The sequence below is a fragment of the Caenibacillus caldisaponilyticus genome (genome assembly GCF_002003465.1).
Classification (GTDB): Bacteria; Bacillota; Bacilli; order Bacillales; family Sporolactobacillaceae; genus Caenibacillus; species Caenibacillus caldisaponilyticus.
Genome location: NZ_BDDQ01000047.1, coordinates 1 through 19917 on the forward strand (window position 1 = coordinate 1; position 19917 = coordinate 19917).

General features: G+C 49.8%; 19 protein-coding genes and 2 pseudogenes. 10 read left to right on the forward strand and 11 right to left on the reverse strand.

The features are described from left to right. Positions 1–341: transposase (locus tag CCB157_RS12575; protein WP_193432300.1), on the forward strand; the 341-nt coding region annotated here is incomplete at its 5' end. A 150-nt stretch (positions 342–491) separates the two neighbouring features. Here CCB157_RS12575 and CCB157_RS12580 read toward each other — a convergent pair. Then, complete coding sequence (locus CCB157_RS12580) at positions 492–1478, reverse strand: MFS transporter (protein ID WP_077616234.1); 987 nt, start codon at positions 1476–1478, stop codon at positions 492–494. 210 nt (positions 1479–1688) lie between these two features. Here CCB157_RS12580 and CCB157_RS12585 point away from each other — a divergent pair, with 210 nt between their 5' ends. The 4 genes from CCB157_RS12585 (at position 1689) to CCB157_RS12600 (ending at position 7368) form a co-directional block, all read left to right on the forward strand. After that, positions 1689–2804 (forward strand): CdaR family transcriptional regulator, encoded by a 1116-nt coding sequence (locus CCB157_RS12585; protein ID WP_158077304.1) that lies wholly within the window; start codon positions 1689–1691, stop codon positions 2802–2804. A 324-nt stretch (positions 2805–3128) separates the two neighbouring features. Then, positions 3129–4541, forward strand: a complete 1413-nt coding sequence (glcD, locus tag CCB157_RS12590; RefSeq protein WP_077616236.1) for a glycolate oxidase subunit GlcD — start codon at positions 3129–3131, stop codon at positions 4539–4541. Next, a complete protein-coding gene (locus tag CCB157_RS12595; RefSeq protein WP_238594703.1) occupies positions 4538–6295 on the forward strand; it encodes a (Fe-S)-binding protein in 1758 nt (585 codons plus the stop codon). The genes glcD and CCB157_RS12595 overlap by 4 nt, the downstream gene beginning before the upstream one ends. Before the next feature lie 140 nt (positions 6296–6435). After that, on the forward strand, positions 6436–7368 hold the full coding sequence (locus tag CCB157_RS12600; RefSeq protein WP_158077305.1) for an N-acetylglucosamine kinase: 933 nt from the start codon (positions 6436–6438) through the stop codon (positions 7366–7368). A 263-nt stretch (positions 7369–7631) separates the two neighbouring features. On the opposite strand, the gene CCB157_RS17675 is transcribed toward CCB157_RS12600, so the two are convergent. The 6 genes from CCB157_RS17675 to CCB157_RS18095 all read right to left on the reverse strand — a co-directional run bounded on the left by CCB157_RS17675 (position 7632) and on the right by CCB157_RS18095 (position 13403). After that, positions 7632–7781: a hypothetical protein gene (locus tag CCB157_RS17675; protein ID WP_158077306.1), complete on the reverse strand. Its 150-nt coding sequence runs from the start codon at positions 7779–7781 to the stop codon at positions 7632–7634. Continuing rightward, positions 7781–8851, reverse strand: a complete 1071-nt coding sequence (locus CCB157_RS12605) for a tetratricopeptide repeat protein (protein WP_077616238.1) — start codon at positions 8849–8851, stop codon at positions 7781–7783. The genes CCB157_RS17675 and CCB157_RS12605 overlap by 1 nt, the downstream gene beginning before the upstream one ends. Positions 8852–9225: 374 nt before the next feature. Then, complete coding sequence (locus CCB157_RS12610; RefSeq protein WP_439951328.1) at positions 9226–10044, reverse strand: carbohydrate ABC transporter permease; 819 nt, start codon at positions 10042–10044, stop codon at positions 9226–9228. Positions 10045–10398: 354 nt separating this feature from the next. Then, on the reverse strand, positions 10399–11319 hold the full coding sequence (locus tag CCB157_RS12615; protein WP_077616247.1) for a carbohydrate ABC transporter permease: 921 nt from the start codon (positions 11317–11319) through the stop codon (positions 10399–10401). 195 nt (positions 11320–11514) lie between these two features. Continuing rightward, entirely contained in the window at positions 11515–12789 is a 1275-nt protein-coding gene (locus tag CCB157_RS12620) for an ABC transporter substrate-binding protein (RefSeq protein ID WP_077616239.1), read from the reverse strand. A gap of 305 nt (positions 12790–13094) precedes the next feature. Further along, on the reverse strand, positions 13095–13403 hold the full coding sequence (locus CCB157_RS18095; RefSeq protein WP_238594705.1) for a hypothetical protein: 309 nt from the start codon (positions 13401–13403) through the stop codon (positions 13095–13097). Here CCB157_RS18095 and CCB157_RS18530 point away from each other — a divergent pair. After that, positions 13326–13541 (forward strand): annotated as a pseudogene (locus tag CCB157_RS18530) (DUF3880 domain-containing protein); the annotation flags it as partial. The gene CCB157_RS18095 and the pseudogene CCB157_RS18530 overlap by 78 nt on opposite strands. Before the next feature lie 234 nt (positions 13542–13775). Further along, on the forward strand, positions 13776–14870 hold the full coding sequence (locus CCB157_RS12625) for a glycosyltransferase family protein (protein ID WP_238594706.1): 1095 nt from the start codon (positions 13776–13778) through the stop codon (positions 14868–14870). A gap of 111 nt (positions 14871–14981) precedes the next feature. Here CCB157_RS12625 and CCB157_RS12630 read toward each other — a convergent pair whose 3' ends face one another. Further along, entirely contained in the window at positions 14982–16208 is a 1227-nt protein-coding gene (locus CCB157_RS12630; RefSeq protein ID WP_158077308.1) for a glycosyltransferase, read from the reverse strand. A gap of 231 nt (positions 16209–16439) precedes the next feature. On the opposite strand from CCB157_RS12630, the gene CCB157_RS12635 reads away from it, so the two are divergent. Together CCB157_RS12635 and CCB157_RS12640 are read left to right on the forward strand one after the other, a co-directional pair. Continuing rightward, entirely contained in the window at positions 16440–17195 is a 756-nt protein-coding gene (locus CCB157_RS12635; protein WP_077616242.1) for an SDR family NAD(P)-dependent oxidoreductase, read from the forward strand. 9 nt (positions 17196–17204) lie between these two features. After that, positions 17205–18194, forward strand: coding sequence for an NAD-dependent epimerase/dehydratase family protein (locus tag CCB157_RS12640; RefSeq protein WP_077616243.1), 990 nt, complete (start codon positions 17205–17207; stop codon positions 18192–18194). A gap of 50 nt (positions 18195–18244) precedes the next feature. On the opposite strand, the pseudogene CCB157_RS17370 reads toward CCB157_RS12640, so the two are convergent. From CCB157_RS17370 to CCB157_RS18245, 3 genes and pseudogenes are all read right to left on the reverse strand, one after another. After that, positions 18245–18487 (reverse strand): annotated as a pseudogene (locus CCB157_RS17370) (IS30 family transposase); the annotation flags it as partial. A 163-nt stretch (positions 18488–18650) separates the two neighbouring features. Beyond that, entirely contained in the window at positions 18651–19337 is a 687-nt protein-coding gene (locus CCB157_RS12645; protein WP_077616248.1) for an acyltransferase, read from the reverse strand. Positions 19338–19398: 61 nt separating this feature from the next. Then, on the reverse strand, positions 19399–19527 hold the full coding sequence (locus CCB157_RS18245) for a hypothetical protein (protein WP_274519635.1): 129 nt from the start codon (positions 19525–19527) through the stop codon (positions 19399–19401). Positions 19528–19658: 131 nt separating this feature from the next. Between CCB157_RS18245 and CCB157_RS12655 the strand changes: the two genes are divergently transcribed. Next, positions 19659–19917, forward strand: a 259-nt coding sequence (locus tag CCB157_RS12655; RefSeq protein WP_193432262.1) for a transposase, incomplete at its 3' end; no start/stop codon positions are given.

Consider the following 19917-nt stretch of genomic DNA (forward strand, 5'->3'; position numbering starts at 1 on the left):
AGGAGAAAGCCCCAAAAGCCATGCAAATCCTCGAAGAGGGATTCGAAGACGCCACCGCCGTATTGGACTATCCGGACCGTTACCGGCGGCGCCTGCGCACGACCAACGGGGTGGAACGGCTGAACGAGGAAATCCGCCGCAGAGAACGGGTGATCCGCATTTTTCCGAACCGGGAATCGGTGTATCGTCTCGTAGGCGCCGTGTTGATCGAAATGGACGAAAAATGGATATCGGCACGCAAATACCTGGATATGTCCGACTATTGGCAGTGGCGAAAAACGAAAGAGTTAGGCGTTCAAACGATGAACCAGGAAGTTTCGGCGATCAAGAAAGTGGGATAATGACTTTGTCGTGTCAAGGTGAACGTGGAATACCGGAGCGAAGCGAGGAGTTGCCGCGAAAGCTCCTTGACTCGCCTGCTCCTTGACAACATGATCGTTTGTCCGGGAGGGCGATCGGCAGAGAGACTTGCCGGACTTACCTACCATACGTCAGGTCATCAGGTCCATGTTTCTATCAAAGGAAAATTTACACAATAAAATGGACTTGACCAGCCCGCAACATAATCCTTGGAAGAAAAAACCGATCGTTACACCATGCAACGACGATCTTTTCAGAGTCATAAAGCTAAGAAAAAATCCGCATACAATCGCCCCTAATGCCATCGCCATGTCAAATATCCCTAAAGATTTTATGCCTAAATGCAATTCGTTGACCAAAAATGGCATAACCGCCATAATTCCATTGGCTCCTATATTTGCAAAAAACATAATCAATATAAGCTTGAATATGATTTTTTGCTTCAATATGTATTCCCATCCAGTTTTGAAACCGTCGACATAAGCCATCCAATGGCTTTTATGCTTACTTAAATCAATGGCACGATGGTTATCATTTATATTCATGAACAGGATTAAGAGTGCCGAAAGAATAAAAGCCAATGAAACCATTAAAAAGGTGTATGGATAATTTATATAAAAAATTGAAAAGCTCGCGATGACCGGACCGACCAGATTGATTGTTCGAATGGAAGTAAAAATAATGCTGTTGGCCTTTGACAATTTATCTTTATCACCGATCACCCTTGGTCGGATCGCCTGGCTCGCCGGCCAATAAAATGAATCAATTAAACCAAATATAAAAGCCAAGGTGTATAAAAGAAAAATGGGGATCTTGCCAAAAAACAAGGCAAGGTAAAAAATCACCATCATAACCGCGCGTAGAAGATCAGAATAAATCATAATTTTCTTAGGTCCTATTTGATCGACTATCACACCACTGATGATACCGATCGTGAAGCGTGTCGTCCCCATTATAAGGAGGACAGTTCCCATTGTTACACCTGAACCATATATTTTAGTTATATACCACGATATAGTGAGGTAATAAACCGCTTCCCCTAATGAACTACAAATCCCGCTCAAAAACAGAAAGTTAAAATTCCTATTAAAAAGCGTTCTTGCTTGCGATCGCTTCATCAATAAAACACCTTTTCAATACATAATAGTTCTTATTGTCCGTGCTATAATATTTATTGCAATATTATATTTTAATCAAAAGCTTTTTGGGAAGTTCCCGTTCTTTAAACGTTCTAAGTCAGCCCTTTCTCGAATTTTTTTCCGGCCATAGGAAAACGTTTTTATCATACGTGATGATGCAGATCTCTTTTAATCAATGGGATGGCGGCCATGAAGCTGAATCAGGAACTCGCACAAAAAATCGTGCAAGAAGCGCGTTCGGCGCTGGATGAACATTTTATTATCGTCGACACCAACGGCTATATCATCGCCTCGAGCGAGCCCGACCGCGTCGGCCGTTTCCATGAAGGCGCGAAAATCGCGATGGCCAAGGGCCATGCCATCGACATCGGGCCGGAGGACGTCGATCGTTTAATCGGCGTGAAAGCCGGCATCAATATGCCCATCACCCACGAAGGAGAAATCATCGGGGTCATCGGCATCACCGGAAATCCGAAAGACGTCAGGCCGTACGCGGAACTCATCCGCCGGTTGACCGAACTGTTCATCCGTGAGGCCGTGCAATCGGAACGTTGGAACGCCCAAAACCGGGCGGCCGAAACCTTCGTTTACGAATGGGTGCACCGCGACACACTGGATGATGACTTTTTGGAACGCGGCGACATTCTCGGTCTTCCCGTCTCCGACCCGGTTCTCGTCATCTTGTGCGAACCGCTCCCGACCGTCCAAAAACCGGCGCCGAATTATGCCCGGATCACCCAAATCTTTCATCGCCTTTTCCCGGCCCCGGCCCATCGGATCATCCGCTGGTCCGGCGACCGTTTCTTGCTTTTAATAAACGGAGCCGACCAGCAAAGGGAGTGGCTGGAACGGGCCGTTCGGCAAATTCGGGAACGATGCCTGAAGGAAACCGGGGCGGCGTTTGCTTTCGGCATCGCCAAAAAGCCGCGGACAGGCATCATCCGGCACGCCTTCGAAGAAGCGAAGAAGGCGCTGCATGCGGCATCGCCCGAAAACCCGATCATCTTTTACGAGCAGCTCAGCCTTGACCTGCTCTTGCAAGACGTCTCACGCCGCTCGCGGGAAGAATTTCTGCAAACCGTTTTAGGTCCGCTAAAAGGCGAGGCGGAATGGCTCGCGACGCTTGAAGCGTACTTGGCGCACGACCTGTCGATCACCGCCGCCGCCCAAGCTTTGCACATCCACGTGAATACCCTTCATTACCGCTTGAAGCGAATCGAAGCGTTGACCGGACTGGATCTCCGTTCGACGGAAGGCATCGTTACTGCCGCGCTCGCTGTGCGCCTGCTGAACGACGCGCGATAAGGCCGCCGATGTCAACGATATGTTCGGGGCTTTCTTCGCAGGGATACCCGGGAGTTTACGCTTAAACGCATCGCGGACCGATTATACACGCATGACCTTGACCATCCGAACTTATTGTTTTCTCTGAAATGCCTCTTGTACCGATCGCCGCGCGAAAAAAACGCCGACGGAGCTTGCTAACCGGCGGAAAACTGATTTTGTATAAATAAACAAAATATATGCGATTAAACCGCTGTCATTTTGTAGTTTTTAACATAGCCACAAGACAGCGGTTTTTTTACACTTTAAATAAAAGCACTTTTCAAACATAAGGAAGGGTTGCCCATGCTCGATCCCGACTTGAAGAGACGCCTCATCGAGATCGTCGGCCCGGAGCACGTCCTGGATTCCAACGAAATCCAGCTCGCCTACTCGTATGATGCAACGCCCGGGTTTCAATCGCTGCCGGACGCCGTCGTCATGCCCGGTTCGACCGAAGACGTTCAGAAGATCGTACGGCTTTGCAATGAAACGAAAACGCCGATCGTCGCCCGCGGATCCGGGACGAATCTGTCCGCGGGGACGTGCCCGCTTCACGGCGGCATCGTTCTCTCTTTTCAGCGCATGAACCGGATTCTGGAATTGGATGAAGAAAATTTGACGGTGACCGTCCAGCCCGGCGTCATCACCCAAACGCTGTGCGATTACGTCGAACAGCGCGGCTTCTTTTATCCCCCGGATCCGAGCTCGATGCGCATTTCCACAATCGGCGGCAACATCGCGGAAAACTCCGGGGGCTTGCGCGGATTAAAATACGGCGTGACGCGCGACTACGTGCTCGGCTTAACGGTCGTCCTCGGCAACGGGGACATCATTCGCACGGGCGGCAAACTGGCTAAAGATGTCGCCGGCTACGACTTGACGCGGCTGATCGTCGGCTCTGAAGGCACGCTCGGCATCGTCACGGAAGCGATTTTAAAACTCGTGCCGCCGCCCGAAACGAAACAGACATTGCTCGCCGTCTATGACCGCATGGAAAAGGCGGCGGAAACGGTTTCGGAGATCATCGCTCAACGCATCATTCCGGCGACGCTCGAATTTCTCGATCAAGCGACCATCGAAGTCGTCGAAGACTTCGCCAAAGTCGGCTTGCCGACGGAGGCCGCCGCCGTGCTCCTCATCGAGCAGGACGGGGCGCCCGAAGTCGTCGACCGCGACATTCAAAAGATCGAAAGGATTTGCCGGGATATGGGCGCGACGTCCGTGGAACGCGCCGCCTCGGAAAGCGAAGCCGATGCGCTCCGGACCGCGAGGCGGACCGCGCTTTCCGCCTGCGCGAGGAAACGCCCGACGACGATTTTGGAAGACGCCACCGTCCCGCGTTCGAAAGTCGCGGAAATGGTTGGCGCCATCAATGACGTCGCCAAAAAATATGGGCTCTCCATTTGCACGTTCGGCCACGCCGGCGACGGAAACTTGCATCCGACCGTTTTGACCGATGCCCGCGACAAAGATGAAATGGCGCGGGTCGAGCAAGCGTTTGAGGAAATCTTCCGCAAGGCGATCGAGCTCGGCGGCACGATCACGGGCGAACACGGCGTCGGCGCGATGAAGGCGCCCTATTTGGAGTGGAAAATCGGCAAGGCCGGCGTCCACGCCATGCGGGCGATCAAACAAGCCTTGGATCCGAACCACATTTTGAATCCCGGAAAACTTTTTTATGAGCCGGAAGCGGTAACCGGGGAGGTGGCAAAGTGAGCGCGGACAAAGGCGAATTCACCGCCATTCAGCAAGCGTTTCGCGAAAAGCTGGACGAAAACGAACTCATGAACTGCATGCGCTGCGGGTTTTGCCTGCCCGCCTGCCCGACTTATATTCAAACGCAAAATGAAGCCGCTTCGCCGCGGGGAAGAATCGCGTTGATGAAAGCGGTGTATGACGGCAAGGCGGAACCGGATGAAGACATCCGGCATCAGCTCGATCTTTGCCTCGGCTGCCGGGCGTGCGAACCGGTTTGCCCGTCGGGCGTTCAATACGGGCGGCTTCTGGAAGGCGCCCGGGCGGCGATCGTCGAAAACAAAAAGCAATCGCTTCGAGAAAAAGCGCTCCGCAAATTGGCTTTTAAGGAGCTTTTTCCGAATCCCAAACGAATGCGCCAAGCCACCGGGCTGTTGCGCCTCTATCAAAAAAGCGGTTTGAAGAAATTGGCGGAAGCGACCGGGGCGTTGAAAATCCTCCCCGAGTCGTTAAGAGAAATGGAAAGCATTCTTCCCGATGTCCCGGCGAAACGGGAAATGGAAGAACGGCCGACCTATTTGGCGCCTATGGCGACGAATGGCGATGTCCATTTGCAAGGGACGAATCGGGAAGCGGCCCGTCCTGAAGTCGCGGCCGCGGCGGCCACGCCGGCGGCAGACACAACGGACGATTTAGCGGAAAGGCGGGCCGTGGCGAACACAGATCATGCGGTGAAGAGCGCACCGGAGACGGACGCAGCGGCGGGGCAGACGGTTGGTGCGGTCAAAGCGGGGCTGTCGGATCGCGACGTGACCGCAGGTTTTCCGGATTCCGCCGCGGCGGAGGGCCTTTCCAAAGCTGATCCCGCAGAGGGGGCAAATCCCGGCGAGACGAAACTTCCGGATTCCGATGATCATGAAAGGCTATCAGACGCGCCATCTGTGACGGAGACAGCCAATCAGCCATCATGGATTGCGGTCACGGATCCGGGCTCAAGAATGCAGGAACATTTCTCAGCGCCCAAACGCGTCGCGTTTTTTGCCGGATGTTTGATGGACACGATGTTTCTCGAAACGAACAATGCGACGCTGAAGCTTCTGCAACTCGCCGGATGCGAAGTCCTCATCCCGTCGGATCAAGCCTGCTGCGGGGCGCTTCACGGTCATTCCGGCGAACTGTCCGGCGCAAAAGAACTCGCCAAGCGCAATATCCAAGCCTTCGAAGACCTAGGCGTTGAAGCGATCATCACCAACGCGGGCGGATGCGGCGCTTTTCTCATGGAATACGATCACCTTTTGAAAGAGGACCCGGAATGGGCCGCGCGCGCCCAAGTGTTCGCCGAAAAGATCAAGGACTTGTCCGAGGTTTTGATCGAATGCGGGTTTCACGAGCGTTTCGATCTGTCGCTCCCGCACCAGGTCGTGACTTATCAAGATTCGTGCCACTTGCGCAACGTCATGAAAACGTCGGACGCCCCGCGCCGACTCATTCAGGCCATCGACGGCGTCGAGTTTCGGGAACTGCAAGAAGCCCATGTGTGCTGCGGCTCGGCGGGCATTTACAATCTTTTGCAAACCGAAATGGCAACGAGCCTCATCGACCGCAAGATGGCATTTGTAAAAGCCATCGCACCGCAGGTCATCGTCACCGCCAATCCGGGATGCCTGCTGCAAATGAAGCTCGGCATCAAACGCGCCGGCCTGAAAGGCCAAGTCCACGCCGTCCACATCGCCGACTTCCTTTGGGGGTCAGTCCCCCAACGCTTTAAAGCGTAAAAGCAAGAAAACCCTTGTCAGACTTGGAGTTTAAACTATTAGCACTACTTCACACGTCCTACAAAAAATATTACTTTAGTATTATTTTCGGGGGGACTGTCCCCAGGGAGGAAACCAGGAGGGTAACCAGGAGGGAAATGATGCGTTACTATGTTGCGATCGATGGCGGCGGGACGAAGACGGACGCCGCGCTGTTCGATGACGGCGGCCGCCTCATCCGCCGGGCCATCGGAGGCAGTACGAACATCAATGCCTTAACGGAAGAAGAAATCAGAGAAACGCTCCGGTCGCTTTTTGCCGAGCTGTTCGCCGACGAAAAACCAGAAGCCATCACCCGATGCTTTGCGGGCATGGCCGGCGCCGACCACCCGGTGCTAAACGACCGGCTCAAAGCGCTTCTCACCGAAACGCTTCCCGCTCCGTGCGGCGACATCGTCATAGAGAATGACGCAGTGAATGCCCTTTGGAGCGGAACGGACGGAAAACCGGGGCTCGTCGTCATCGCCGGAACGGGCACAATCACCTATGGACGGAAAGCCGACGGGGAAAGCTTTCGCATCGGCGGCTGGGGGCATTTGATCGGCGATGAAGGCAGCGGCTACGCCATAGGAAAAGAAGCGCTCCGCCACGCGCTGAGAGTACACGACGGCCGCGATTCGCCATCGCTTCTATATGAAAACATCAAAGCGCATTTCAAAATAGAGGCCATGCCGGACGTCATTCCCCTCGTCTATGGAGCGGGCAAAAGCGTGTTCGCCGTCCTCGTCCCCGTCGTTTTAAGGGCCGCGGACGCCGGCGACCCAACGGCGCTCCGCATTTTGCACAGCGCCGCAGACGACTTGGCGGAACTCATCGAAGCGGGCTGCCGCCGTTTCGGCGACAAGCCCCCGCTCGTCGTATTGGCCGGCGGGCTCTGGCGCTCGGAACGCCTCCGATCGCTCGCCACCGAACGTTTCAAGCAAACATTCATCGTTCCCGAGGTACCGCCCGTCTACGGATCCATGGTTGGAGCGCTTGGCTCGGACGGCGACGAAAAACTTCTCGATCGTCTGAAGCGCCAGTTCGATCCGTAATAACTTGAATTTTTCTCCGCTGTTGACGAGTGGCCGCGTCACGAAATCACACAGATACCGGGTTGCCAGGCTTCCGCACCGGCAGCCCTGTTTACCATCTTTGTTTATGCCGATGAACGAAAAACACTTCTCTTTCTTTTCACGACAACATATGCCATCACCGAATGTCTTTGGCTCAAAAAATTATCCCGCCCCTTTTTTTCGCAGGAGCGGGCTTCATTTTGCCCTAATCATTTGGCAAGTTTCAGTTCAGATTGCAAGTCTTAGAATGTGTTCAAACGAATCGAGTCGGAAGTCAGGCCTTCCCGTTCCGACGAAACCTTCGAAGCGGTAAAGGCCGTCACCGCATAAAGGCTCGTCGAAAGGAATGTTGCGGCGAGAACCGTAAGAACGACGCCTTTCAACCTTTTCATCAGTGCAATGCCCCCATTTCTTTTATTTTATCGCTTGCCGAAAAAGACAAACGATAATAATCAGCGGCTTTTTCATATTCCTGTTTGGAATAATAAAAGTCCGCCAATTCCCTTGAGTAATCCCTGACAAAGTCCCAATCTTTTCTGTTTCTAAAAAAGTCAATCCCCTTGCGGTACACCTTTTCAAAATTCTCCTTATCTAAAAAAAGTGCCCGTAACAATTCAAACCGCATAGGATAAACCTCGTTATTAGCGGATTTGCAAAGTTTTAACCCTTCGTGAAGCCATTTCTCGGCCTTGGAAACATCATTTGTTTTGAAATACTCAAGTGCTAAAAGATAGGCGGTCACATAGTTTATATCTCCCATTTTAACGGCTTCATTCAACCAGGTGATCGCCTGAGTCGACAAATTTTGATCAGAGTATAAAAGGCCAACATTATGTGCAGCGTACGCACGGATAGATTGAATATTTAATTTTTTGGCGTAGTCCAGAGCCATATGAAGATAGGTCTCCGCATCTTCATATAATTGCAAGTCGAGGCAACTCAGCCCCAGAAGGTTATAGCAATCCGCAACCCGTCTATCAAGATGATATTTTTTAAAAATTTTCAACGCTTGACTGGCGCAATGATTTGCTTGAAACGAACGGCGAAATCCATAGTTCAATTGGCCTTGCTTATAGTAAAACTCCGCTTGATCGAGTTCGCTGTCGATTTCATTAAGATACTGTTGAGCCTTATCGTAATATTCCTTGGCGAGATGATCGTTTTTGGCGTGATAGGCGGAGCGCCCTTTGAAAAAATAGTAGTAGAACCGTTGTTTGTTGGTGAAAAAATCTTCGTCGGCGGCGAGTTCGTCGAGCAGTTTATCGACTTGGTCATAGTCTTCGGTTAATGCGGCGTGTTGGCAGGCGATCAATTTATACTCGATGATCAAGTGCGGGTTGGTAAAAGCGATGTCGTTCATTTTTTGCTTAAGCGCGTTTGCGCGTTCGATCTTGCGAAATCTCAACAGCTCTTGCCATTCGTCGAGAAGCTCTTCAACCCTCTCTGTTGCATAGGTCCTCATGAACAGGCCCCCGTTCCAAGACAACTATGTCTAGTACCATGATACTATAATTCATCTCGTATATGTTTGGGAAAATTCATAATTAGGATAATAAATTATAAACGGAACAAGCGTTTGTTTTTCTCAACAACATGTACACGAAGCAGTGCACATTTCCCGCACGATGGCATTTAAACAACATAAAGGCATTTCCCCGTCGTCATTCCCCCCCACCGTTTCGAATGCCAGCCAAATAAAATGACTAAACCCATGCTTTTCTTTCCGACATTTCCGCTCCTTGATGGCTTCAACTCAAGTCGTCCTGCGCTCCCCAAAATCAGTCTGACGTAAAAGTCTCCGCATCCCCGTTGTTAACACACGATGCCCGGCCCCGATTATTTAAAAGCCCCGGCGGTCATGCCGTCCATGAAAGCCTTTGAGGCGAAGAGGAACAGAACGATCATCGGAAGCGACGACAACGTCAGGCCGGCAAACAGCGTGCTCCAGTCCGCCGAGTATTCCCCGAATAAGGAAAGCATGCCCGCGGGTATCGTTTTTTTCGTTTCATCCTGAATGAAAATGAGCGGAAAAAAGAAATCATTCCACGCCTGAATAAAATCCACGATCGCGACCGTCCCGAGCGCCGGACGCATGAGCGGCAACAACACATGCCATAAAATGCCCAAGGGGCCGCAGCCGTCCATGCGTGCGGCTTCCTCAAGTTCACCGGGCAGCGTTCTAAAAAACCCGGTTAGAATCAACATCGCCACCGGCAGCCCGATCGCCGTGTACATGAAAATAAGCGACCACAATGAATTCAATAAGTGCAAATGGCGCATGAGCATAAACAAGGGGATGATGCCGAGTTTGATCGGAATCATCATCCCAAGCAAAAATAGAAAAAAGAGCGCCCCGTTCCAACGGAAACGAAAGCGGGCGATGTAAAAAGCGGCGAGCGAACCGAAGACGAGAACGAGCAAGACCGAACCCGCGCTGACGATCAAGCTGTTCACGATATAATGAAAAAACGGCAATTCGCCGAGCAGCTGGCGGTAAGGCGCCAAGTTCAGCGAATCCGGCAGGGCAAACGGCCGTTGAAAAATTTCAATGTTCGATTTGAAAGACGATAAGACCATTAAAAGAATCGGATAACCGCACACGGCGGTAAAAAGCAGGGCGATCAAATACTTAAGCGCCTTCTGCACAGCGCCCACCCCGTTCGCCTCCCTTTACAAAAACGGCAGCTTCCAAAAACGGAGCCGTTGAAGCCACCGCGCTTTTCAGCGATCATTACCCAATAGATTCTCCTCTCAAGGATTCCGGAGCCGCGTACCGTGCGATGCGGCCGGCCGTTTGATCGGCCATAGGATCTCCCCCGGTCTTCACCCCGCCAGCCGCACGCACCGCCACCGGTCAAGCAATCTTTATTTTCTAAAGGCCCATGTCGGCCCGGCCATGCCATCTTTGTTCGTCGGGGATCCCTGGCTGTCTCTTCGGAGATCCCTGTCAGTCCGCCCACGCCCTCCCTTTCCATACACCGATCGATTCCGTTTCACCCGCCGCGTCCGTCATCCCTCCACCGTTTTTTTCCGCGTCAAGTACAAGAATAGGGCCGATAAGGCGCTAATAAAGAGGAACAGGACGACCGCCAGCGCCGAACCGAGACCGATCTCCGAAGCGTTCGCCGAGGCAAAGGCGAGCCGGTAAAAGTAAACGGCGAGCGTGTCGGTCGAAAACGCCGGTCCGCCATCGGACCCCTGCATCGCGTAAACGAGTTCAAACGCTTCGAACGCTTGGGTGAACGTAAACACGGTGATGATCATGATCGACGGAAACATCATCGGCAGCAGGATGGAACGAATCATCCTGAGGCCTTTGACGCCATCCAGGCGGGCGGCTTCGAGGATTTCCCGGGGAATCGCCTGTAACCCGGCGAGAAAAATCAACATCGAAAAGCCAAGGCCGAACCAGCAATTGATTAAAATGATCGCGATCAACGCCGTCTTCGGATCGCCAAGCCACGGTTTCGCCCATTCTTCAAGGCCAACGATGCCGAGCAGACGGTTTAAAGCGCCGAAATTCGGATTCAATATCAGCTTCCAAAGAAAGCCGACGACGATCACCGACAAAAGGCGCGGAAAGAAAAAGACCGCTTTAAAAAAACCGGCGCCTTTAAGCTTGGTGAAAAGGAGATACGCCAATAAAAAGGCAAAACCGTTCTGCACGATCATTTCGATGACAAAATAAAGGACGTTGTGCCGGAACCCGTTCCAAAACATGACGTTGAATGGCTTACGCGCAAACAGGTCGACGAAATTTTTCAGACCGACAAACGCCCCTCTCACCAGGCCGTCCCAATCAAAAAAACTGTAAACAAACGCCGAAAAAATCGGATAGAGAACAAACAAAAAGTAAATGAGAAAGGCGGGAAGCGGCAGGAGATGGAGCGCATATTTTTTCCAATTCCGCTTTTTATAAGGACGGGCCATGTTTTGACGCGAGGGTTTGATCGCCGCTTTCATCGTCTCGCCTCCCCACAGGATTCCTACATTTTCCGGTGCCGGGCATACCGATCGCTCGATGCGCCATGCGCAGCCCCGTCATCCCCGCCTGGCGCGGGACCATGACCAACGATTTTAGATTTCGGTAACCGACGCACGACCGCTTTTCCTCGCTCGCCGAGATTATTTTTTAAACGGCGCAAACCACGTTTTCGCGCTTTCCTGCAGCGATTTGGCGACGTCTTCCGGCTGCATTTTTCCGAGGTACATCGCCTGCAAGTTGCTTTCCAAGGTCGCTTTGGTCGTCGGATTGCCCGAGTTAAACGTCGTCAAAATAAAGTACGGGACGGCGTCTTGATCAGCCGTTTTCGAAAGGGCGGCGACGAGCGGATCTTCGCTTGCGATGCCCGGGATGGCGCTCGGCCGTTTAAACGTGTCGGTGAACAGTTTGCCGAACGCTTTTGTCGTCAAAAACTCGATGAATTTCTTCGCCTCTTTCTTATGTTTGGAATGGGCGTTGATGCCGTAAGAACTGTCCACCCATGTCGTGATCGTCGGCTCGCCGCCCGACGCCGACGGCATCGGGAAGAAACCGAGATCCAAGTTCGGATTCAACTGGCGCACGGGCTCGATGTCAAAGCTGCCCTCCACATACATCGCCGCTTGTCCGGAGGCAAACAGCGTGCGATCGTCGACTTCGCCGAGTCCTGTATATTTATCGGGGAAATAGGGCGTGATGGCCTTCATCGCTTTCAGAGAGTCCACGAATTTCGGATCCGTGAAATCGACATCTCCTTTGGCGATTTGATCCGGAAAATCTTTGCCGTAAAAAGCAGGGCCGATGATCGAATGGCTGAGGGAAAGCAGCCAGCCGTCCTTCGTGCCGAACGCAAACGGCACGACGCCGTTCTTTTTGAGCGTTTTCGCGATGGCGATCAGATCGTCCCATGTCTTCGGTTCGCTGAGATGATATTTTTTGAAGATGTCTTTGTTATAAAAGATTTGCGCGGTGTTGATCGACAGCGGAACGCCGTAAACCTTGCCGTCCTCGCCGGTGGCCGCTTCCAAGATCATCTTGGGAAATTGGGCCAAACCGTCCACGTCATCGAGCGGTTCCAAATAGCCCGATTTCGCCAGCGCCATGCCGGGCGCGTAGGGGCGCAATTGGATGATGTCGGGGCCGCTGCCGGCTTTCAGATTGGTGTTTAAAATCGTGTCGTACTCCGTGTTTTTCGTCGGTTTAAATTCGACGTGGATGTCGGGATATTTTTCATTAAACGCTTTGATGATTTTTTCATAACCGGCTTTGTCTTCCGTACGCCAACTGCCGATCGTCAGCGTGACGCCCTTCGTCTTCCCACCGCCGTTGTCGCCGCCCTCCTCTTTTGAACCGCACGCCGCGAGCCCGAAAAACGTCGCCATCACCAAACTGAGCAACAATAGGATTGAGCGCTTCATGACGGACCTCCTTTATGTGGCTTTTAGCTTCTCGATCTTCCCATCCGCATAGCGTGTCCGAGCTGTCTGTTAGCGTTTTCAAAATAAAAATATGCAAGCCTTGAAACATCATGCGAAAAACTTAGCGGGAGGAAAACGCACCTCATGATCGCCCGAGGGTAGAATGGGGCCATTAAAAGCAGAGTGGAATAAAGCTGAGGAAAAACGGCTTAGGCGCGGCAACATGCATTCCAGTGTCGATGGCGTAATAAACAAAAAATCCGATTCATTTTTGCGATGGAGGATAAACCTTAGAGTCCTTGCTTTCAAGCATCCATCCCATGAAAACTCGATTTCATTCCGTTGAAAACCGCCCGAAAATCATCGAGGAAACAGCCCATGAATATATATTTTGTAATGCCCAATCGGGTAAACAAAAGAGGATGGAAAGCCCGTTTCCATGCAAGAGGAATCATAGGGGTGACGTTATGAATAAATGGTTTTACATGGAGAGCCATGAATTCTTTCTTAAAACCATTCCCGACGCATTGAAAACCTTGGACATCGCTCATGCCATCCCGACTTACTCCCCCACGCCCGTCAACACGACGACGGCCATGAAACTGAAGGAACATTTAGCCGCCTTCCGACCCGATGTCATTTTAATCACCGGGTGGACGCCATTTCAAAGAAAGCCATATTTTGATGTCATTCGGGAATATTGCCAGCAGCATCAAGCTTTTCTTGTTTTCTGGTCATTTGAAGATCCGACACACACCGATATATGGGGAAAATATATCGCACAGGCCGCAAAACCAGACTATATTTTCACCCACGCGCTCGGTTGCGACACAATATACGAATCCCTTGGCATCCCCGCCAGCTATTTGCCCTTTGCGATCAATCCCCATCTTCATTATCGTCGCGAACCCGATCCGAAATTTACATCCGATATAGCCTTAGTCGGCCGTTTTGAACCGGAAATGATGCACTCGACTTCCTTGCGGATGGCCAGCCTGAAAACCTTGCTGCAGCCTCTTGTCGCAAGAGACTATGACATTGCGATTTGGGGCAGCGGTTGGAAAGAACATTTTCATCAACTGCCATTTCCCATTCCCGAAAAGTACCTTCGAGGGCCTGTATCTTATGAGGATATACCTAAAATATATAGTTCTGCCAAGATAAACCTTGCGATTCAAAACGAACCCGTCCTCATCACTCGAAGAACGTTCGAATGCATGGGGAGCGGCGGATTTGTCCTGACGATCAATACACCCGCCATTCGAAAGCATTTTGCGATTGACCGACATGTCGCCGTCAGCACGAACCGAACAGAGACTTTACAGCAAGTCGATCGCTATTTGCATAACCCCGAACGGCGTTTGCACATCGCTGCCAACGGCCAAAAAGAGACACACGATCATCATACTTATGCAGCACGGATTAGAGAAATGGTTGAAAAAATCCAACCCTATGTAGAAGCCAAAAAAGAAAATAAAATCATTTTCTCCCCGCCTCAAAAAATCCAGAAAGAAGTCTTTCCTGAGGTTAATTTTTCATTATCCAAAAAAAAGAAATCTTATATAAACGACGTCGATTTATCGGCCAAAAGGTCATCTTCGGGGAGCCGGTCTCATGCGGCCGATGACGCCGGAATTTATCTGTTGTTTAAGGTGGCGGAAGAAGCTCTTTACGAAGTCACTTTCGCGCAATTAAAGCTATTTGCGAGCATCCCTCCATCAGGAGAGCCTGTGTTGAACGTCTATGCCATCGAGTTGCCCTGGAGTGTCCAAAGTTTAAGATGTGGGAGAGGCCCCGCCATCTCCAAAAACCCTGTCGGCACAATAGCCATTAATAAACCCTTTCAAACCACTTATCCTTGGAATGGGAATTGGTACACCCTCGACCTCACCTCTCTCGTTAAAAACTGGATTTCCGGCAAACAAATGAATTACGGCCTTTATTTGGATATTGCGCCGCCAAAAGATGGTGCCGTTTATTTTACGAGCACCCGTTGGCGCGGAAATCCATATATCGGCCACTTTGAGTATTATGTCCGTTTGCACCCGCGATTGGAGATTGAATACTCAAAAATGGTTTAAGGGCGCATGTTTCATTCACAATTCCTCCCGAAACAGAAAAACTTGACTTCCAAACTTTAGGAAGCCAAGTTTTGTTGTTCCGCGGTTTTACGTAAAATGGGAGTTCGCCGCTCAACTGCCTTCGTATTTTCTCAATTTACTTCTTAATTGATTGACTTCTCTTTGCAACTGAGCATTTTGATGCGCCATCGATTTTAACTTGGAGAGTTCTCTAAGCGACGAATGGTGTTGGTTTACTTGTTCTTTTAATTTCTTTAGCTGCAAATGGTAAGGGACAGACCCAACCGAATCGATGAATTGTTCCTTAAAATATAAAATGTCATCAAAGGAATCCGGACGGAATGTTTGATTGTTTTTTTGGTTGAGCACGTTTTTATAGAGAGTCATTAATTGCCGCGCCACCTTTTTCACATCGTGCATCTCTTCGACAAACTTTCTTCCGCGGATCGATAAATCCTTCCTCCGATTGAAATCCTTGAGGATATAGCGCAATTTGTCCACAAGATTGCTTGGATTGACGTTTTCGACGGGAATGGGTTTTGCCGGTTTATATAAGTCATCTTGGAGATAGACCAAGACCGGTTTCCCCAAGGCCATCGCTTCCACGGTCAAAACCCCGTACCACCCGATGAGCAATTGATCAATGATGATGTCCGCTTTTTTATATAGTTCCATCGCTTCTTTATGTTTTAAATTGGTGACTTCTCGATAATTAAATTTTAATCCTTCTTTCTGTAATTGCCGTATGGCCTTTTGGACGAACGGGGTGCCTTTTATCGTTGGAAAGGAGGGAGCGTGCACAATGAGAGGGCAATCGGTCTCTCTTATTCCGACGAATTTCCATTCATCCAAATTGATCACCCTTGGAATGATCGTCGCCTCCGGCAAGTAACTTTGCATTTCCTCATCCAAAACAACGAACGCATCAACAAAATACCGCAAAAAGTTTAAATATTTCCGGGCGGATTCTTCGCTGAAAACGTTTTTCCATCCATATTTAAAGACATTATAAGGATTTTTTTGCATACACTCCGATTGAAACCTTAAATCAAAGCCGGTAAAACTGTATACGATTTTTTTGCCCCGATTTTTTATAAACGGTAAGTCAAACCCTGTAAAATATTCATAAGTACCGCCATAAAATAAAGTGCGGTACCAAAAATGGTAAATGTCATAGTCATCTTTTAAGCAATCCTTCAGGGTTTGGTATTGAACATCCATACGATTATTGGAGACAAAACTTACGACTCTATCCGCCTCATATCCAAACCGATTGTTTTGATAGATCAGACAATGGGCCTCAATCCCTTGCTTTCGCAGTTCTTTGGCCAATGCCATGGGTTGTCCCGCATTATTGACTGGACCGAGCAAAACCTTCATCTTTTCCCCGCTTTCTCTGCATCACGTTTTTTAATTAAGATGTCATCCTAATTTATATGCCCCCTTTCCATGATGTGTGTATGGAATTTAGTCGCTGTCCAAAACTCTTGCCGTTGCCGTCATGGGACATCGATTCATGACATAAAAAAACAGTAGGCGCATTTTCAACATTGGGCAGGAGAGGCAAACATGGACTTGCTGCTAAAAGGCAAAAAGGTGCTCGTCACAGGCGGATCAAGGGGGATCGGCAAAGCCATCGCCGCTAAATTTATTGAAGAAGGCGCACGAGTGGGGATCATCGCCAGATCTCAAGCGGAATTGGAAAAAACCCGGCAGGAATTGGGGATTTCCATTTATAAGGGAGATATCGCCAATCATCAGGAGCGAATTCGGCTTTTTCGCCATTTTATTGATGATTTTAAGGGAATTGACGTTCTCGTTAATAATGCGGGGGCGAGTTACGGATCAACCGTTATGGACACAAAGCTCAATCTCTTTGAGGCATCCATGCAGTTAAACTACCTTGCAGCCGTTCACCTCAGCCAGATGGCCGCCGAAAAAATGAAAGGCCAAAAGTCCGGTGCCATTCTCAACATTTCTTCCATTTACGGCAGAGAAGCCGGCGGACAGCCAACCTATAACGCCGCCAAAGCCGCGCTGATCAGCTTCACGAAAGCCTTTTCTCGAGAAGCCATAAAACACAATATCCGGGTCAACGGCATCGCGCCGGGAGCGATCTTTCACCTTAACGAAGTATGGAAGCTGCGCTTAGAGGAGGATCCGGAATACCTGGAAAATTACGTTAAAAACCGAATTCCGGCAGGCCGTTTTGGCACGCCGGAGGAAATTGGAAACGTCGCCGTTTTTCTTGCTTCCGAAAAATCCTCATGGATTGTAGGGGCTACGATCAATGTCGACGGCGGCCAGTCGCACATGAACTTTTAATGGAACAGAATGGGGGATTCGTCAGTGAGGGTTCCGCTAAAAAACAGCACGATCTTGGTGACCGGTGGGGCTGGATTTATCGGCAGCCATCTCGTAGATCGGTTGCTCCATGAACAAGCCAAACAAGTGATCGTCGTCGATAACCTTTTTACCGGGGACAAAGCCCATTTGTCCGATGCCTTAAATAAAGGCGCCATCCTTTATATTGATGACGCGGAAATCGAAGGGAGCTTAGATTATGTATTTCATCGGCATTCCGTTGATATCGTTTTTAACTGCGCAACGAAAGCCCTTAATTACTCCTTTTTAAACCCGGCGAACGCTTTTATGACCAATGTGGTTGTTCTAAAAAACTTATTGGAACAACAAAGAAAAAAAGCCTTTCAGACGCTTTGCCATTTTTCATCTTCGGAGGCATACGGCACATCCGTCTACGAGCCGATGGATGAACAACATCCCTTGCACCCGACAACCGCCTATGCTGCCGGAAAAGCAGCCGCAGATATGCTGCTCCAGAGTTATGTCCAAATGTTTGACTTGGATGCATTTATTGTGAGGGCCTTCAATAATTATGGCCCAAGACAGAGTTTCCATGAGGAACTTGCGGCTGTCATCCCTAAAACCATTGAAAGGATACTCAAAGGCAAAGCCCCGGAAATGCAGGGAACAGGCCGACAAAAAAGGGATTTTATTTATGTGGCGGATACAGTTGACGCCGTGATAAAGGTGTACCCAAAATTGCAATCCGGAGAAGTTGTGAACATCTCGGCAGATCACCCCATCGCCATCGGAGACCTCATACAAAAAATTTCTCATCTGCTTCATTATTCCGGAGAGATCATCAAAAAAGAGCCAAGAAAAGCCGACGTTCTGAACCATCACGGCTGCAATAAAAAGCTGAAAGCGCTCATTCCGGACTTCACCTTCACATCATTTGATCAAGGATTGGAAAAAACCATTTATTGGTATCAAGAAAAATTCAATGAGTCCTTCGCTTAAGTCCGGCCAGCCTCGACAGCCGATTTCCACATTCTTTAAATGACGATTTGTCAATTCAAGTGCGACAGTTCTTCCATGAACGCTTCAAAGGCAGTTTTCCATCCCAGGCATTTCCTAGGACGGTTATTCATGAACATTAAGGCTTCCGTGAGTTCTTCTTGAGTGACTTTAGAGAGATCTGACGCCTTAGGAAAGAAACCTTTTAAGAGACCATTAGCGTTTTCATTGGTTCCACGTTGCCAAGAGCAGTAGGGGTCGGCAAAATAAATAGAAACATCTAAACTTGCCTCGATTTCTTTATGTCATGCGAATTCCGAAGCAATCATGGATATTTTTGTTTTTATTTGTGGTGTCGCACTTCATATTACAATCTGTCAAATAAAAAACTTGCCGAAAAAATACTTATCTCGACAAGCAAAGGGAGCCCGCTGTAAAGCATCATCTCTTCGTCTGCTTTCATTCGCCGATTTGCCTCGCCGGTACGCCGACAACCGTCGAACCATCCGCCACATTCGTTGTGACGACGGCGCCGGCGCCAACTACCGCATTTCTGCCAATGATGATGCCGGGAAGGAGAGTGGCGTTGGTTCCAATGCTGGCTCCTTCTTTAATATATGGGCCTTTTAACAAAGTGCGCGTCCGAACCATATATTTATCATTTGAGGTGGATACTTCCGGGCCGATAAAGACATTGTCTTCAATCAGCATGTCAGCAGTAATATAGGCACCGGTTTGAATGAAACAGCGGTCACCAATGACCGTCCGGCACTCGACCATGGCGCTCCTTCCGATTACCGTTTCATGCCCAATCACCGTATTTTCTCTAATGCTGGCCAGATCTCCGACCATGACCCCGCTTCGCAAAATCGCCCCGGAATAAATCACCACGCCGTTCCCGATCCGGCTTCCTCGCCCTATAAAAAGCGGATGATTGGGGATACTTTCATGCTGAATCCTCGCGTTTTTAAACGGCTGGCATCCTAACACAGCATGATTTCCAATGACGACATCCTCTTCAACAACGGTGCCTTTGAGTAAAACGGAGTGATGGCCAATCCGAACATTTTCACCGATCATGACGCCTTCCTCGATGACGACATTTTCACCAACGATACAAAAAGATGGAAGGGAACGCTTTGGCATCACAGCGGTTTCACCCCCTTTGAGAAATCAGCCTGCGCCCCGCCTTCCGCCTGAACGGGGGCTACGCATCGTTTTGCTTGATATATTCACTTATTTTATTTGTCACCGTGAGTGCGGTCAGGCCGTCCTCACCTGTTGCTTTTGGTTTTTTATCATGTTTCACATAAGCAAGGAAATCAGACAGTTCCATTTTCAAAGGCTCATGATGCGAGTTGAGTCCGTAAAATTGTGTAAAAAGGAAATGTAAAAAGAGCCACGTTGCTTTCCCTTTGATAGAATGGACATTGACCAAAACAAAAAACAAAAAGGAGGAAAGCAACTATGGCTCAATACAATATTACAATAAGCGATGAAATCCTGCACGGGTTCTTGTCGCAAGATCAAGGACTGGCCAAACTGTTGGAACAGGTCTTGAATCAAATCCTTGAAGCCCAGTTAACGGATCAACTTGGCGCCGGCCGTTATGAGCGCACAGAGGAGCGAAAAGGCTATCGAAACGGGTCTTATCCCCGGCAATTGACGACTCGGGTGGGACGGTTGACCTTGCGCGTGCCGCGGACAAGGGATGGGGAGTTTTCCA